We start from the raw sequence: 16,061 nt of genomic DNA, 5'->3' as shown, positions 1-16,061 counted from the left end.
CGGAGCGGCTTTTCATGCACAATCACGCAGACTTGCGCGGCGAAGGTGGCAGCTGGCACGCATCCCGCTTGACGCAAGTACTGATGCACTAATTCATGCCAACATGGTCGACGTTCATCAGACTGTTACACAAGACCCGAGGCCGCTTCGCGCACCGAGCGGACCGGTTGCCGCGTTTATCGCCACCGCGCTTCTTGGCGCGGGCGGCGTCGCTGCGGTGTCAAGCTTCGTTCTGGACTCGGGTTCCGCCGCGTCGGGCGCGGCCATTCTGGCCTACCTCCTCGCGGCCGCGATCGTCTTTCGCGCATTGATGCGGAGTTATCCTCACTCGCAACTCGGGATCTGCAACTTCGTGACGCTCGTCCGTCTGGTGCTCGTTGCCGCGCTGGTTTCGGTCGTCCTGGCGGGTGGCGCGATCTCTTGGACGCTGTTTGCCACCGCCTGCGTCGCGCTGGCGCTCGACGGCGTGGATGGCTGGGCCGCACGGCGTCAGGGCCTGAGTTCAGCTTTCGGCGCGCGGTTCGACATGGAGGTCGATTCCGCGCTGGGGCTGGTGCTCGCGCTCAACGCGGCGATGACCGGTCCTGCTGCGGCGATCATCCTCGGCCTTCCAAGATATGCCTTCCTCATCGCAGGCTATTTCTACCCTTGGCTGATGCGCGATCTGCCTGACCGGTTCAGCCGCAAAGCCGTCTGCGTTCTGCAACTCGGCGCGCTCATCGCGTTGCAGGCTCCGATCCTGCCGGATGTGCTTGCCGCGCCGCTGGTCGGCTTTGCGCTCTTGGCGCTGGCACTGTCCTTCGGTCGCGACATCATCTGGCTCTGGCGGACGCAACGGTGAGCGGACGGATTATGCGCGCGGGGCTCGCGGCGCTCCTCATTCACCTTGCGCTGATCCTGCCGAGCCATCCTGCCGGGCTGAGCTGGGTCACGCTGTTGCGCGCGCCGCTCGAACTTCCGGTCATCCTGGCGGCGCTCCTCTTCGTTCCGCCCGGTCGGGCAGCATGGGCTTTGCGCGGTGCGATCGTTCTCGCCTTGACGCTGCTCGTGCTCCTCAAGATCGGCAATATCGCAATGGTTTCAGCCTTGGGGCGCGGCTTCAATCTCGTCGCGGACTTCCCGCTGATTGAAGCGGGGTTCCGGCTCTTGGTTGGAGCGATCGGTCCCATTCTCGCGACACTCAGCGCATTTGGGGCGTTCGTCGCCATGATCCTCGCCGCGATGGGTCTTTGGTGGGCAAGCGGGGTCTGGTCCCGGATCAAGGCGAAACGCCCCGTAACGCTTGGCGCGGCCTGCCTGTCGATTGTCGGTGCGGCGCTGATCGTGGCGGATGCCGGTCAAGCACTCGGCAGGTGGAGCCTTCCGTGGCAGTTGCCCGGCTCCTCCATGCGGAACGCGGAATTCGCGGTCAAGCAGACGGAACTCGCGAGCCGCACGATCCGCGAATTGCGCGGGTTTGCGCGGCTGGCCGCCGAGGATGCTTTCGCCGACCGGCAAGGACTTCTCGATGCCATCGACCGCGACGTCTTGATCGTTTTCGTCGAAAGCTACGGCCGGGCGAGTTTCGACACCGAACTCTATGCCGAAACGCATGTTCCCACGCTTCGGGCCGCGCAGGAGACGCTGGGGCAAGAAGGGCTGGCGATGCGTTCAGGCTGGCTCGAGGCGCCGACGCGTGGCGGGCAGAGCTGGCTTTCGCATGCGACCTTCGCCAACGGTTTGCGCGTCGCCGACCAGATCAGCTACCGTGCGATGCTGGCGAGCCCGCGCGAGACGCTCTTTCACATCGCCGGGCGGTCGGGATTCCACACCGCCGCCGTCATGCCGCAGATCACGCTCGATTGGCCCGAATCCTCGCGCATGGGCTTCGAGACCGTGCTGGCCTCGTCCGATCTTGGCTATAAGGGTCTACCCTTCAATTGGGTGACGATGCCCGACCAGTATACGTACTCCGCGCTCGACCGGATGCTGCGGAACGATACGTCCGACCGTCCGGTCTTCGCACAGTTCGCGACCGGCACATCCCATGCGCCCTGGGTGCCGATCCCGGATCTCATCGGCTGGGACGAGGTCGGGGACGGACAGGTTTTCAACGAGATGGCCTTATCCGGCGATACGCCGAAAGAGGTCTGGCTCGACCGGGACCGCGTGCGCGATCAGTACCGCAAGGCAATCGACTATGCGCTGCGTGTCACCTTCGACTATGCCGCCCTCCATGCCGATGATCCGCCGCTGATCTTCGTGATCGGGGACCATCAGGCGGCGGGGTTTGTCGCGCTCGACGAAAGCTACGACGTGCCGATGCACGTCGTCGGCCCGCCGGAGCTTGTCGCGCGGATTGAGAGCTGGGGCTTTTCGGATGGCCTCGTTCCCGATGCCGCGTTGCCCGTACGGCCGATGGGCGAGATGCGTAATCTGATCCTCGAAGCCTTCACCAACGGTGCGGATGCAGGGACGGGCTCATGAGGCGCGTGACCGAAAAAATGCCGTCTTGGCTGCCGCGCGCGATGCAGATCGCGATAGGCGGCGCGCTGCTGGTGCTTCTTTGGCAAGCTGCCGATGGGCGCGCGGCACTGGAAAGCCTTGCCGGGGCTGATCCGGTCTGGCTGATCGCCGCTTTCGCCGCGCTCTCGGTTCAGACCATCCTGTCGGCCCTGCGCTGGCGCCTGACCGCCGCGCAACTGGGGATACGGCTGGGACGGCTGCATGCGCTTGGCGAATATTACATGGCGCAGCTTGTGAACCAGTCGCTGCCGGGCGGCATGATCGGCGATGCCGGCCGGGCAGTGCGCGCGCGAGGACAGGCCGGACTTTGGGCGTCGGGCCAGGCGGTGATCTTCGAACGGCTCGCCGGGCAGGTCGCGATGGTCTTCTTTCTGGCGCCGGGCGTTCTGGCAACGCTTGCCATTCCGGGTGGTCTCGACTGGCCGGCATGGCTCCTCTGGCCGACGCTGACGGCGTTGGCGCTCGCCTTGCTTTCGCCGCTGGCGCTTTTGGGCGCGCGCCGGTTGCCCGGCTCGGCGGGGCAGGGCGCGCGCGTTTTCGCCGGCTCGGTGCACAGGGCGCTGCTGGACCGCGACATCCTGCCGGCCCAGATCGGCCTCAGTCTGGGAACGGCGCTATTCAATCTCGCCGGCTTCGCCTTTGCGGCGAAGGCGGTCGGTATCACGCTCGGCCTCGGAGCGGTCGCGGCGCTGGTGCCGCTGATCCTTCTGTCGATGTTGATCCCGCTGTCCGTGAGCGGCTGGGGCGTTCGCGAAGGCACGGCCGCGGTGCTTCTGCCGCTTGCGGGCGTTGCGACAAGCGCCGCGCTCGCCGCCTCCGTCGCCTTTGGTCTTGTCTTCATCGCGACCGCGTTGCCGGGTCTCGCCGTGCTGTGGCTCAGCCCCTCGCGGACCGGCCAAGCGCCCGCCGAGGCAGAGACAGGACCAAGGCACGCAGCTTCGGGTCTTGCCAGACGCGGCTCCCGGCCTAGGCTCGGGTCACCAACGGAGAGAGTATCATGACCTCATTTCCTCTGACACGAAGACGTCTTCTCGGCACCGGCGCGGCTGCACTCGGGGCAGCATCCGTCTTCGCACCCTCGCGCCTCTGGGCGCAATCGGCGGTGAGCCTGCAACTGTCCTGGCTGCATTCGGTGCAGTTCGGCGGCAGTTACATCGCGCAGAACCGGGGATTCTGGTCGGATAACGGGCTCGAGGTCTCGCTCCTGCCGGGGGGCCCCAACGCACCGGTGGAGCCGCCGGTCGTTTCGGGCACGGCGCTCGTCGGGATTTCGGCGGCGGACTACACCGCAGCCGCCGTCGAGGAGGGCGCGCCCTTCAAGATCCTCGGCGTCGCGATGCAGAAGAATCCGTTCGTCGTCGCCTCGCTCCCCGAGAATCCCGTGAACAAGCCGGCCGATCTCGTCGGCAAGCGGATCGGCATGGCGCTGGCCAATACCCCGATCCTCGAGGCGCTCTGCACGCTCAACGACGTCGACATCAACGATATCGAGATCGTGCCGACGCAATATTCCGCCCAGCCGCTTCTAGCGGGAGAGGTCGATTGCCTTCTTTGCTGGGAGACCGATCTGCCTGTCGCAATGGCTGTAGAGGGCGTCGAGAGCATCACCATGCTGCTCGCCGATTACGGATATGCCGTGCACTCGCAGACCTACATCGCGACAGAGGACAGCCTTGCCAATCGCCGCGAAGAGCTGGTCGCGCTCATGCGCGGCGAGGTGATGGGCTGGGACGCCTACCGCGCCGATACCGACGCGGCGGCCGAGCTGACCCTCGAGATATATCCCGATGCCGGGCTCGATATCGAGGCGCAGCGGATGCAGGCCGAACGACAGGTGCCGCTGATGTTCTCGGAGCTTACGGAAGCCAACGGCTTCGGCTGGTGGACCGATGAGACCGTGGCCGCGAATATCGAGACACTGGCGCTTTTGGGACGTGACGTGTCACCCGATCTTTGGGATCGCTCCATTCTCGAAGAGGTTCATGGCTCCTGAGACGCCGCCACCCCGCATTGCCTGCGAGGGTGTGACGAAGATCTTCGCAGGCGGCACGGAAGCCGTGCGCGACGTGAATCTGACTTTCGAGCCGGGTCGCACGACCGCGCTTGTCGGGCCGTCGGGCTGCGGGAAGTCGACGCTTCTGCGCATGATCGCGGGGCTTGAGACGCCGACCTCGGGCCGGATCGACATCGCGGGTGCGCCGCCATCCGAGACCTTGCGCCATGCCGGGCTTTCCGTGGCCTTCCAGGATCCCTCGCTGCTTCCGTGGCGCAGCGTGCGCGGCAATATCGAGCTGGCGCTCCAGCTCGCGCGTCAGAAAGCGGCGGATCGCGAGGTTGAGGACCTCATCGATCTCGTGGGCCTTGGCGGGTTTGCCGAGGCGCGTCCGGCAGCGCTCTCCGGTGGTATGCGCCAACGCGCGGCGATCGCGCGGGCCCTGGCGACGCGGCCGGGTCTTCTGCTCCTCGACGAGCCCTTCGGCGCGGTGGACGAGCTGACCCGGCAGCAGCTTGCGCGCGATCTGCCGAAGCTCTGGGAGGCGCGGGGCACGACCACCCTCCTCGTCACCCATTCGGTGAGTGAGGCGGTGCTGTTATCGGACCGGGTGATCGTGCTCACGCCGCGACCTGCCGAGATCGTTGCCGACATCGCCATCGACCTGCCGCGCCCGCGCGATCCCGACGGGCTGCGTGCCCCCGACGCGGCGGCGCTGATCGACCGGGTCGTCGCGGCACTCAGCGAAGGGATGGCGCTGCCGGACCGGGGCATCGCGGCGCAATGAGCATGGCGGCAAGCTGGACGGGCACGAGCCTTTGGCGGATACAGGCGAGCCGCGCGCGCGCCTTGCCGGGGCTTGTGGTCCTCTTGATCGGTTGGGAACTTGCCGCCCGGCTTTTGACCGACGCTTTCGTTCTCGCGGGGCCGACCGAGGTTCTGGCCTACCTCGTCGAGGATCGCGCGCTCATGGCCCGCGCGCTTGGCGAGACGCTGACCAATGCCGCGTTCGGGTTTGTCATCGGCAATGTCGCGGCAATCGCGCTCGCCGCTGTCGCACTCGCCTGGCCCCGCGCGGAACGGGTGGTAACCGGCCTTGCCCTGCTGGTCTTCTGCCTGCCGCTCGTGGCCACCGGCCCCATCCTGCGTGTGCTCTACGGGCCGGGCGCGGGGCCGCAGGTCACGCTCGCCGCGCTTGCGGTCTATTACACGACGCTGATCCCGCTTCTCGTGGGGTTGCGGGCCGCGCCGTCAAGCTGGTTCGATCTCGTTCGCAGTTACGGGCGCGGGCGGTTCGCGACGCTGGTGCATGTCCGCGCGATGGCGTCCTTGCCCTACTTCTTCGCCGGTCTGCAGATCGCCGCCCCGGCCGCATTCCTCGGTGCGATGGTGGGGGAATTCACGGGCGCCGAGCGGGGCATGGGCGTGCTGACCGTCCAGGCGATCCGCGCGCTCGACGTGGAGATGACCTGGGGACTTGCCACCGTCGCGACGGCGGTGTCGATCCTCGCCTATATCGCGATCGGAGCGCTTGGACGGCGGGTTCTACTCGACGCGCCGCCGGTGATCCTGGCGGCCCCGGCAGGCGCGAGCCGTGGCCGTCTTGCCGCTTGGGTCGATGCGGGTCTCGTCACGCTCATTGCCTTGGGTGCATGGTGGCTTGCGCTCTGGGCCTTCGGGCTCAACCCGTTCTTCGCCAAGGGGCCGGACGATGTCTTTGCCGCGCTCTTCCTCGACGATGACGCGGCGGAGACGCGCACGGCACTTGCCGCCGCGCTGGGCGAGACCGCGCTGTTCCTCATCCCGGGATACCTCGCGGGTCTCTTGGCTGGGGCGGGCCTCGCGGTTCTTCTGATCCTCGTGCCGATGATCGCAAGCTCCGCCATGCCGCTGGCGATCGCGCTCCGCTCCGTGCCCATCGTCACCACCGCGCCGCTTGTCGTGCTGCTTCTCGGACGGGGCGCGGTCGGGACCATCGTTCTGGTCGCGGTGATGGTCTTTTTTCCCACGTTCGTTGCCTCGCTGCATGGGCTGAGACAAGCGCCGGGGCAGATCATGGACGTGTTCGACAGCTATGCGGCGGGGCCGGTGACGCGGCTTTTGCGGGTGCGTATCCCGGCCATGCTGCCGGCCTTCTTCGCCGCCGCGCGCATGGCGGTCCCTGCATCGGTCCTTGCCGTGACCGTGGTCGAATGGCTTGCCACGGGCAACGGAATCGGCTCGCTCATGGCGATCTCGGCCTCGCTGTCGGATTACGACATGCTCTGGTCTTCGGTGGTGCTGGTCTCTGTCCTGTCCGCGCTCGGATATGCCGCTGTCGGTGCGGTGGAGCGGCGCATCCTCGGGATCTATGCGCCGGAGCAACTGGCATGAGCGCACCCGCAGCTTTTGCCATTCCGGGCGACATCACCACGCTGACGGGCGGCTACATCTACGAGCGCCGCCTTCTCGAGGGGCTGCGCGCGCTCGGCCGCGACGTCACGCATATCGAGCTTGGCGCATCCTTCCCCGATCCGAGCGCGCAGGACATGGATGACGCGATCGCGCAGCTATGCGGCCTGTCGTCCGAATGCCCGCTGATCCTCGACGGACTTGTCTACGGCTCCATTGCGACGGAGGGGTTGGCGCGGGTGCGCGCGCCGATTGTCGGGATGATTCATCATCCGCTCGCTCACGAGAGTGGGCTCGAGCCGGCGCGGCGGGATCATCTCTTCCGAACCGAGCGGGACAACCTCGCGCTGGCGGCGCATGTGCTCGTCCCGAGCCCTCATACGAGGCGCATCCTGATCGAGGAATATGTCGTCCCGCCCGAGCGCATTACCATCGCGCGGCCCGGGACCGAGCCGCCGAGGCACCCCGCTGCACCCGTCTTTCCGCCACTGATCCTGTCGGTGGGCATCCAGCATGCGCGCAAGGGGAACGACATCCTGCTGCGGGCACTGGCCGAGGTGACGGATCTCGACTGGCAGGCCGTGATCGTGGGCGGCGCGCATGATCCGGCCCATGCCGAATACCTCGCGCAGCTTCACCGAGATCTGGGCCTCGGTGGACGCGTGCGCCTTGCCGGACGGGTGGAGCAGGAGCCTTTGACCCGGCTCTACGCGCAGGCGTCGATTTTCGCGCTCGCCACGCGCTACGAGGGCTACGGCATCGTCTTCGACGAGGCGCTGGCCCATGGCCTGCCCATTGTCAGCTGCGACACGGGGGCAGTGCCGGACACCGTGCCGTCCGAGGCCGGACGCCTCGTGCCGCCCGACAATTCCGAAGCATTCGCCACGGCGCTGCGCGCGCTTCTCACCGATGCGGCCGAACGCGAAGCTCGTGCCGCCGCCGCCCGACGGTACGGCGCTGCACTGCCCGACTGGACCGAGACCTGCCGGATCGCGTCACGCGTTCTCGACGGTCTTGCAATCTAGGCCGCGCCGTAGCCGCCCGCCGTGGGGGTCACGACGACCACCGCATCTCCTTCCGATACTTCGGTCTGATCGGCGGCGCGCAGCGTCTCGACGCGGCCATCCGCGCGGTGGATCTCCGTCCGCCCCACGCGTCCCGGCTGGCCGCCCGCGATTCCCTGCGGCGGGCGCTCCCGGTGAGACGACAGGATGGCGAGCTCCATATCCTCGAGGAACCGGATGCGACGCGTCGTGCCGTCGCCCGCATTGAACTCTCCCTTGCCGCCCGAGCCTTCGTCGATCCGGAATTCTTCCAGCAGAACGGGATAGCGCAGCTCGAGAATCTCGGGATCGGTCAGACGCGAATTGGTCATGTGGACATGCACACCGCTCGTCCCGTGAAAGCCGGTGCCGTCGTTGCGCCGACCCGCCGGGCTGCCCGAACAGAGGGTTTCGTAATACTGGTGCCGGTCATTGCCGAAGGTGAGGTTGTTCATCGTGCCTTCGGAGTTGGACATCGCGCCAAGCGCACCGAAGAGCGCGTTGGTGACATGCTGGCTCGTCTCCACGTTGCCCGCGACGACCGCGGCGGGGTAGGCGGGGGAGAGCATGCAGCCCTCGGGGATCACGATCTTCACCGGCCGCAGGCAGCCCGCATTCATCGGGATGGGGCTCTCGACCATCACCCGGAAGACGTAGAGGACCGCCGCCCGTGTGACCGGCTCGGGCGCGTTGAAGTTGTTCTTTCGCGCCTCGGACGTGCCGGTGAAATCGACTGTCGCTTCGCCCTTGTCGCGATCGACGCTGATCTTCACGCGGATCACCTGGCCGGTATCGGTGGGGTATTCGTATTCCCCGTCGGACAGACGCCCGATCACGCGGGCGACTTCCGCCGCGGCGTTGTCCTGGACGTGACCCATATAGGCCTCGACCACGTCGAGCCCGAACTGGTCGATCATCGCGCGCAGCTCTGCCGCGCCACGGGCATTGGCCGCGACCTGCGCCTTGAGATCGGCGACGTTCTGATCGGGGTTGCGCGCGGGGTAGGCATGGGAGGTCAGCACCTCGCGGATCTCCGCATCGCGGAAGCGCCCGGCTTCCACGAGCCGGAAATTGTCGATCAGGACGCCTTCCTCGTCGACGCTGGTCGCCAGCGGCGTCATCGAGCCGGGTGCGACGCCGCCGACATCGGCGTGGTGCCCGCGCGAGGCGACCCAGAACTGGATGCGCTCCCCGGCCTCGTCGAAGACCGGTGTGACGACAGTGATGTCCGGGAGGTGCGTGCCGCCGTTATAGGGCGCGTTGAGCGCGAAGACGTCGCCCGGCCGTACCTTGCCTTCGTTGAGGCGAATGACCGTCTCGACCGAGCGGTCCATCGAGCCCAGATGCACCGGCATGTGCGGCGCATTGGCGACGAGCGCCCCCGAGGCGTCGAAGACCGCGCAGGAAAAGTCGAGCCGTTCCTTGATGTTGACCGATCGCGAGGTCTTTTGCAGCGCGACGCCCATCTGTTCGGCGATGTTCATGAAGAGGTTGTTGAAGACCTCGAGCAGCACCGGATCGGCCTCGGTGCCGATGGCGTCCGCGCGATTGGCTTTCTCCCGGCGCGTCATTATCACGTGATCGCGCGCGGTCACCTCGGCGCGCCAGCCAGGCTCCACGACGATGGTCTGGTTCGGCTCGATGATGAGGGCAGGGCCATCGACATGCCGGCCCGGCGTGAGGGCCTCGCGGCGGACGATGCGGGCATCGTGGGTGGTGCCGCCCGAATAGACTGGAACCTCGGTTTCGGATTCCGCTTCGCCGGGGTCCGGCGTGTCCGAGGGTTCGGGATCGGCGGCAGGCTCTGCGGCCTGGCCTTCGATCTCGGCGGCCTCGACCACGAGAGTCGCATCGGGGTCGGTGAAGCCGAACTCGGCCTCGTGTGCGGCCTCGAACGCCTGGCGCGCGCGGGTCATGTCGCCATCCCAGGCAATCGGGATCGCCGTGTCCGTGCCAGCGTAGCGCAGATGCAGGCGCGGCGTCAGGGTAAGCCCCTCGTCCGGCACGCCCTGCTGGGCAAGCTCGTCCCTGACTTCCCGCTCGAGCCCGCCAAGCGTGTCGGCGATCCGGCCGGCCGCGTCTGCGCCAAGATCGACCTCGAGCGCGCGTTGGCGTTGTTCGGTGACGCGGGCGAGGCCAATTCCGTAGGCCGACAGGAGCCCCGAGAGCGGATGCACCAGAACCTTCGTCATTCCAAGCGCATCGGCCACGAGACAGGCATGTTGCCCGCCGGCGCCGCCGAAGGCATTGAGCAGATAGCGCGTCACGTCGTAGCCGCGCTGGACCGAGATCTTCTTGATCGCGTTGGCCATGTTCTCGACGGCGATGCGCAGGAAGCCTTCGGCGACCTCTTCGCTGGACTTGCCCTCGGCCTCCGCGATCTCTGCGAATTTCGCGGCGACGGCGTCGCGGTCGAGCGTCTGGTCCTGCCCCTCGCCGAAAATCGCCGGGAAGAAGTCGGGATTGAGCTTGCCCAGCATGACATTCGCGTCGGTCACGGTGAGCGGACCGCCGCGGCGGTAGCAGGCGGGGCCGGGGTCGGCGCCCGCGCTGTCGGGGCCGACGCGGAAGCGGCCCGGATCGGCATGAAGAATGGATCCGCCGCCCGCCGCGACGGTATGGACGCGCAGCATCGGCGCGCGCATTCGGACGCCCGCGACCTGCGTCTCGAAGGTGCGTTCGAACGAGCCGTCGAAATGCGCGACATCGGTTGACGTGCCGCCCATATCGAACCCGATCACCCGCTCCTCGCCCGCGATCTGCCCGGTGCGCGCCATGCCGACGACGCCGCCCGCCGGGCCGGACAGGATCGCATCGCGTCCCTTGAACCGGTCGGCAGCGGTCAATCCGCCCGAGGACATCATGAATTGCAGGGTCGGGCCGTCCTCGTCAGGCGGTGTCGCGCCGAGCGCGTTCGCCACCTGCTCCACGTAGCGGGACAGGATCGGGGTGAGGTAGGCGTCGACGACAGTCGTGTCGCCGCGCCCCACCAGCTTGATGAGCGGAGAGACCTCGTGGCTGACCGAGACCTGGCCCATGCCGGCCTCGCGCGCGGCCTCGGCGAGCTGCTCTTCGTGCTGAGGTGCGGTCCAGGCATGCATCAGCGCGATGGCCACCGCGTCGATACCGTCAGCCTTGGCAGCCGCGAGCGCGTCTTTTGCGCCATCGAGATCGAGTTCCGTCTCGACCGTACCGTCCGCGCGCACGCGCTCCTCGACCTCGACAACGCGGTCGTAGAGCATCTCGGGCAGAACGATCTCTTTCGCGAAGATGTCGGGCCGGTCCTGGTAGGCAATGCGGAGCGCGTCGCGAAAGCCCTTGGTGATGAGAAGGAGCGTCCGGTCGCCTTTACGCTCCAGAAGGGCGTTGGTCGCGACCGTCGTGCCCATGCGGACGGTGCCGACACGCTCAGGAGGGATCTGGCCCGGGGCCACGTCGAGGAAGCGCCGAATCCCCTCGATCGCGGCATCCTCGTAGGCCTCTGGGTTCTCGGACAGCAGCTTCAGCGCGGAAAGCTCTCCCGAGGGCGCGCGCCCGATCACATCGGTGAAGGTGCCACCCCGGTCGATCCAGAAATCCCATCTGTTTGCTGCATCCGACGGCATGGCCGATCCCTCTCATCTCCAGTTCAGTGACAAATCGTTGACAAATTATCACTGTCTGGTCAACCTCGACATATCCGGATCCAGGTGCGGCGATCCGGCCGCTCGAACAAAGCCGTGCCGAGACAACAGGGATGATACACATGACCAGCACACTTCTGAGAAGCGTTTCGGCCGCGGTGCTCTCCGCCGGCCTCGCGCTGCCCGCTTTCGCCGCCGAATGGGATATGCCGACGCCCTATGGCGACAGCGTGTTCCATACGCAGAACATCATGCAATTCGCCGAAGATGTCTCCTCGGCCACCGATGGCGGTGTCGAGATCACCGTGCATTCTGCTGGCTCGCTCTTCGCGCATCCCGAGATCAAGGATTCGGTGCGCCGGGGCCTTGCGCCCATCGGCGAGGTGCTGATGTCGCGTCTCGCGAACGAAGATCCGGTCTTCGGCGTCGATTCGATCCCGTTCCTTGCCTCGAGCTACGATGAAGGCCGCGCACTCTGGGAAGCTTCGCGATCCGCCGTCGAAGAAAAACTGGCCGAGCAGGGTCTGACGCTTCTGTTCGCGGTGCCGTGGCCGGGGCAGAGCCTTTACACGCAGGAACCCGTGGAAAGCGCTGCCGATCTCGAAGGGGCATCCTTCCGTGCCTACAATGCCGCAACCGAGCGGCTCGCACAGCTCATGGGCGCGGTGCCGACGCAGATCGAGACGGGTGACATTCCGACTGCCTTCGCGACGGGTCGTGTCGATGCGATGATCACCTCGCCCTCGACCGGAGTGTCGAGCCAGGCGTGGGACTTCACCTCGCATTATACCGACACGCAGGCTTGGCTGCCCAAGAACATGGTCATGGTGAACACCAAGGCCTTCGAGGGGCTGCCCGAAGAGCAGCAGACCGCCATCATGGACGCCGCCGAGGCCGCCGAGACCCGCGGCTGGGAAATGTCCGAAGCCGAGACCGAGAGCGGGATCGCGACCCTCGAGGAGAATGGCATGACGATCTCGCAGCCCTCCGAGACGCTGTCGAACGAGATGTCGGAAATCGGCGAGACCATGACGCAAGAATGGCTCGAAGAGGCCGGCGACGCGGGTCAGGCCGTGATCGACGCCTACCGGAACTCGGGCACCTGAGCCTGCCCCAGGCGGGGCCCGCGCGGCCCCGCCACCCATTTTCCAACTCAGATCCCGGAGTGCGCCGATGCGCCGTTTTCTCGACCGTCTCTACGATGCCGGCCTCTGGCTGAGTGCGATCACTTTCGGGCTCATCGCCGTGCTCGTCGCCTTGCAGATCGCGGGCCGTCTGCTTGATCGCGCGGCGCTGGCGCTCTCGCTGTCCCCGCCGGGACTGACGATCCCCTCGCTTGCCGAATTCGGCGCGTTCTTCTTCGCCGCCGCGGTGTTTCTCGGCCTCGCGGGCACGCTTCAGGCGGGGGGCCATGTGCGCGTCAAGCTTGTCACGCAAGCGCTGCCCGAGCGCGTGGCGCGCTGGCTTGGCGCGCTCGTGGCCCTCGCGGCCGCGGCGCTGGCGGTTTTCGCCACCTGGTCGAGCGCGCTGCAGGCCCTCGACAGCTACCAATTCGATTCCGTCAGCTACGGCGTCATCCCGATTCCGCTCGCCATACCGCAAGGCGTCATGACGCTGGGCCTGGCGCTCTTCGCGGTTGCGCTGGTCGATGCGGCGGTGACCCTGGCACGCGGCGGCACGCCCGGCCATCTCGCGGCGGAAGCCGCCACCGAGGAGGCCAACTGATGGAGATCGCGACCCTTGCTCCGCTTCTCGTGGTCGTCCTGTTCGGTGCGCTGGCGCTTGGCCTCTGGGTCGGCTTCGCTCTGATCGCGGTCGGCATGGTCGCGATGTATGCCGCAGCTCCTGCGCCGCCCGAGCTCGTCTTCGCCACCAAGGTCTGGGGCGGCATGTCGGTCTGGGACCTGACCGCGCTGCCGATGTTCATCTGGATGGGGGAAGTGCTGGTCCGCTCTCGCCTATCCTCGGACATGTTCTCGGGCCTCGCGCCATTCACCGCGCGGCTGCCGGGGCGGCTTTTGCACGTGAACGTCCTCGGCTGCGCGCTTTTCGCGGCGGTGTCGGGCTCATCGGCGGCAACGACGGCGACGATAGGCCGGATGTCCCTGCCGGAGCTGAAATCGCGCGGCTACGACGACCGCATGGCGATCGGCACGCTGGCCGGGTCGGGCACGTTCGGCTTTCTCATTCCGCCCTCGATCATCCTCATCGTCTATGGCGCGGCGACCGAGCAATCCATTGCGCGGCTGTTTCTGGCGGGCGTGATACCGGGGCTGATGCTGGCGATGCTGTTCGGCGGCTACATCATGCTCTGGTCGCTCATGCATCGAGACCGGATGCCGGAGGCTGAGCCTCGGGTGAGCCGGGGCGAAGCGATGTCGGCGGCGGCGCGGCTTCTGCCGGTCGTCGGTCTGATCGTCGCCGTGATCGGCTCGATCTACCTTGGCATCGCGAGCCCGACAGAGGCGGCCGTGATCGGGGTGATCGGCGCGCTGGTGCTGGCGCAGATGACGGGTGCGCTCGGCCTCGCGGGCCTCTTCGACTCGTTGCGCGCCGCCACCGTCACGACCTGCATGATCGCGTTTATCCTCGCGGGCGCGTCGTTCCTGACCGTGGCAATGGGCTATACCGGCATTCCGCGTGATCTTGCGCGGCTCCTCGGCGAGATGGGCCTCTCGCCCTATGCGCTTCTGGCTATGCTGACGGTGTTCTTCATCATCATGGGCATGTTTCTCGACGGGATCTCCATCGTCGTCCTGACCGTCTCGATCATCCTGCCGATGGTCACGGCGGCGGGTATCGATCCGATCTGGTTCGGCATTTTCCTCGTCCTCGTGGTGGAGATGAGCCAGATCACGCCGCCCGTCGGCTTCAACCTCTTCGTGATCCAGACCATCACCGGGCGTGACATGTTCACCGTCGCGCGCTACGCCGCGCCGTTCTTCGGGCTTCTGGTCCTGGCGGTCGCGATCCTGTCGGTTTTCCCCGAGCTCGCGCTCTGGCTTCCCGGAACGATGTTGTCGCGATGAGTGATCGGCCCGAAAAAACCGGCATCGGCCCGGTCGTCAGCTCCGCGCATCTGGCCGCGTCGGGGCTGCCGGAGCTCTCCGAGGTCGAATACGCCCTCACGATGGCGAACAACGCGTTTCACCGCTGGATCGTGCGCTGCATGGATGCGGCAGGGGCGCCGGGGATGGCCCCGCTCGAGGTGTTGATCCTGCATCTCGTCAACCATCGTGACCGGCCGAAGACCCTGGGGGATATCCGGCTCGTCCTGCATGTCGAGGACGCGCATCTGGTCAGCTACGCCGTGCGCAAGCTGACCGAGGCGGGGTTCGTCACGACCGCGCGCAAGGGCAAGGAGAAATCCGTCACCATCACGGAGGCGGGGGCGGCGCTTTGCACGCGGTACGCCAAGGTCCGCGAGGGGCTCTTGATCGAGCTTGCGCGGGAGATGGGCTTTCCGCCGGAAGACATGTCTCGGCTTGCGGCGCTTCTGCGCGCGATTTCAGGCAGCTACGATCATGCCGCGCGGGCGGCCACCACGTTGTGAGGATGCTCCTTTTCTGCGCGCGGCATGCAAGGTGGTTGCTGGTCTCGGGACTTCTCGTCGGGATCGCGCTGCCGGGGTTCGCCCGCGCCGCCGAGCCACTGATCGTTCCGCTTCTGGGTGTGCTGCTCTGCCTTGCCGTTCTGCGCGAAGGGCCTCGCGCGCTTCTGCCGGGTGCGGGCACGGGGCGGCGGGCCGTGCTTCTGACGCTCGCGCTGCAGGCCGCGCCGCCGCTTGTCGCGGGCGCTTTGCTTTGGGCGCTGGGCGGTCTCGAGACGCCGCTCGGCGTGGCGCTGGTCCTGGTGCTCGCGGCCTCGCCGATCACGGGCGCGCCGGGTCTTGCGGTGATGTCTGGCGCGGATGCGGGGCTGGCGCTGCGGCTTCTGACGCTTGGAACGGCGCTCTTGCCGCTAACGGCCGCGCCGGTTTTCGCGCTGTTGCCGAGCTTTCCCGGACCTGTCGCCGTTGCGGCCGGGGCACTGCGGCTTCTGGTGGTGATTGCGGCTGCCGTTGCGCTCGCCGTCCTCTTGCGCCGCCTGTTCCCGCGCCTGCGCGCGCCTCATCACCGGACGGCGTTCGACGGCGCGATGGCCTTGGCGATGGCAGTCATCGTCGTGGCGCTCATGTCGGCGCTGCTTCCCGCGGCGCGCGAGACGCCCGGAGTGCTGATCGCCAGCCTGACTGCCGCGCTCGTGATCTACGCGGTCCAGGTCCGCATCGCGTGGAGCTGTGCGCGTCGGTCGGGGCTGACCGCCGAGAAATCCCGCGCCATCGCGATTGCCGGGGGCAATCGCAACCTCGCGCTCTTCCTCGCAGCGGTGCCCGCAGAGACTACGCTTCCGCTGATGGTGTTCATCGGGTGCTACCAGATCCCGATGTACCTGACCCCACTCGCGCTGCCGTGGCTGACAGACGGCCGCGCCGCGCGCGCCTGAACCGGGTTGACGACCGCATGT

Annotated in this window: 13 protein-coding genes; 12 read left to right on the top strand and 1 reads right to left on the bottom strand. The window is 67.1% G+C overall.

Going from position 1 to position 16,061, the window contains the following annotated elements; translation table 11 throughout:
* The first annotated feature begins 103 nt into the window (after positions 1–103).
* The 7 genes from FIU91_RS13100 to FIU91_RS13070 are packed head-to-tail and all read left to right on the top strand — an operon-like array spanning position 104 to position 7,914.
* Complete coding sequence (locus FIU91_RS13100) at positions 104–841, top strand: CDP-alcohol phosphatidyltransferase family protein (protein ID WP_152462796.1); 738 nt, start codon at positions 104–106, stop codon at positions 839–841.
* Entirely contained in the window at positions 838–2,466 is a 1,629-nt protein-coding gene (locus FIU91_RS13095; protein ID WP_254701960.1) for a sulfatase-like hydrolase/transferase, read from the top strand. The genes FIU91_RS13100 and FIU91_RS13095 overlap by 4 nt, the downstream gene beginning before the upstream one ends.
* Positions 2,463–3,506 carry a lysylphosphatidylglycerol synthase transmembrane domain-containing protein gene (locus tag FIU91_RS13090; RefSeq protein WP_254701959.1) on the top strand — a complete coding sequence of 348 codons (1,044 nt, stop codon included), beginning with the start codon at positions 2,463–2,465 and terminating at the stop codon, positions 3,504–3,506. Before FIU91_RS13095 ends, FIU91_RS13090 begins: the two co-directional genes overlap by 4 nt.
* Positions 3,503–4,498 carry an ABC transporter substrate-binding protein gene (locus FIU91_RS13085; protein WP_152462795.1) on the top strand — a complete coding sequence of 332 codons (996 nt, stop codon included), beginning with the start codon at positions 3,503–3,505 and terminating at the stop codon, positions 4,496–4,498. The genes FIU91_RS13090 and FIU91_RS13085 overlap by 4 nt, the downstream gene beginning before the upstream one ends.
* Positions 4,488–5,285: an ABC transporter ATP-binding protein gene (locus FIU91_RS13080; RefSeq protein WP_152462794.1), complete on the top strand. Its 798-nt coding sequence runs from the start codon at positions 4,488–4,490 to the stop codon at positions 5,283–5,285. Before FIU91_RS13085 ends, FIU91_RS13080 begins: the two co-directional genes overlap by 11 nt.
* 2 nt (positions 5,286–5,287) lie before the next feature.
* Positions 5,288–6,871, top strand: a complete 1,584-nt coding sequence (locus FIU91_RS13075) for an ABC transporter permease (RefSeq protein ID WP_152462793.1) — start codon at positions 5,288–5,290, stop codon at positions 6,869–6,871.
* Positions 6,868–7,914, top strand: a complete 1,047-nt coding sequence (locus FIU91_RS13070) for a glycosyltransferase family 4 protein (protein ID WP_152462792.1) — start codon at positions 6,868–6,870, stop codon at positions 7,912–7,914. Before FIU91_RS13075 ends, FIU91_RS13070 begins: the two co-directional genes overlap by 4 nt.
* Here the strand turns inward: FIU91_RS13070 and FIU91_RS13065 are convergent.
* The gene (locus tag FIU91_RS13065; protein WP_152462791.1) at positions 7,911–11,537 is read right to left on the bottom strand and encodes a hydantoinase B/oxoprolinase family protein; all 3,627 of its coding nucleotides are present in this window, start codon (positions 11,535–11,537) and stop codon (positions 7,911–7,913) included. The genes FIU91_RS13070 and FIU91_RS13065 overlap by 4 nt on opposite strands.
* 140 nt (positions 11,538–11,677) lie before the next feature.
* Between FIU91_RS13065 and FIU91_RS13060 the strand changes: the two genes are divergently transcribed.
* The 5 genes from FIU91_RS13060 (at position 11,678) to FIU91_RS13040 (ending at position 16,040) form a co-directional block, all read left to right on the top strand.
* A complete protein-coding gene (locus tag FIU91_RS13060; protein ID WP_254701958.1) occupies positions 11,678–12,661 on the top strand; it encodes a TRAP transporter substrate-binding protein in 984 nt (327 codons plus the stop codon).
* A 67-nt stretch (positions 12,662–12,728) separates the two neighbouring features.
* On the top strand, positions 12,729–13,280 hold the full coding sequence (locus tag FIU91_RS13055) for a TRAP transporter small permease (protein ID WP_152462790.1): 552 nt from the start codon (positions 12,729–12,731) through the stop codon (positions 13,278–13,280).
* A complete protein-coding gene (locus FIU91_RS13050) occupies positions 13,280–14,584 on the top strand; it encodes a TRAP transporter large permease (RefSeq protein ID WP_152462789.1) in 1,305 nt (434 codons plus the stop codon). Before FIU91_RS13055 ends, FIU91_RS13050 begins: the two co-directional genes overlap by 1 nt.
* On the top strand, positions 14,581–15,108 hold the full coding sequence (locus FIU91_RS13045; RefSeq protein ID WP_093010675.1) for a winged helix DNA-binding protein: 528 nt from the start codon (positions 14,581–14,583) through the stop codon (positions 15,106–15,108). Before FIU91_RS13050 ends, FIU91_RS13045 begins: the two co-directional genes overlap by 4 nt.
* Positions 15,109–15,110: 2 nt before the next feature.
* Positions 15,111–16,040 carry a hypothetical protein gene (locus FIU91_RS13040; RefSeq protein WP_152462788.1) on the top strand — a complete coding sequence of 310 codons (930 nt, stop codon included), beginning with the start codon at positions 15,111–15,113 and terminating at the stop codon, positions 16,038–16,040.
* The last annotated feature ends 21 nt before the right edge of the window (positions 16,041–16,061 follow it).

It is taken from the genome of Roseivivax sp. THAF30 (assembly GCF_009363575.1).
GTDB lineage: Bacteria > Pseudomonadota > Alphaproteobacteria > Rhodobacterales > Rhodobacteraceae > Roseivivax > Roseivivax halotolerans.
The sequence above is the reverse complement of the archived record's forward strand: the minus strand, read 5'-3'. Positions and strand labels throughout refer to the sequence as shown.